The organism is Peribacillus sp. SIMBA_075, from assembly GCF_046534585.1.
Genome location: NZ_JAWRYN010000263.1, coordinates 1 through 338 on the forward strand (window position 1 = coordinate 1; position 338 = coordinate 338).

The window sequence follows — 338 nt, forward strand, 5'->3', positions numbered from 1 at the left end:
CTGGCCGGATAAGCCTCAGTAACAAAAAGCCCGCTGTATAGCGGGCTTGTTTTTTATGCTGGCCTTTCAGGCCACTCAATAGTCAATGCTTGTGAAGTATCAATTCGGCTCAGCATCACACGATATTGCCGCCAGCTGTCATATCTGGCCGCTTCTTCCTCAGTGGCAATATTGAGCGAAACAGCATCTTGCAGTGGGGCTATGATCGCATCCGCATCCGCGCGCAATTGTGCTTTTCTGGCGTCCGCTATCGCAGTTATTTCCTCTGCTGTAGGCGCCGGTATATTTAGCCATGAAGGTTTACCCGACTCATCTGCACCGAGCATAAAGCCATCTGG

At 50.9% G+C, this 338-nt stretch carries 1 protein-coding gene; it reads right to left on the bottom strand.

The window, feature by feature from the left end; all coding sequences use genetic code 11:
- Positions 1-53: 53 nt before the first annotated feature.
- Positions 54-338 (bottom strand): tail fiber assembly protein (locus SB775_RS28165; protein WP_410864462.1); only part of this gene is annotated, 285 nt, incomplete at its 5' end.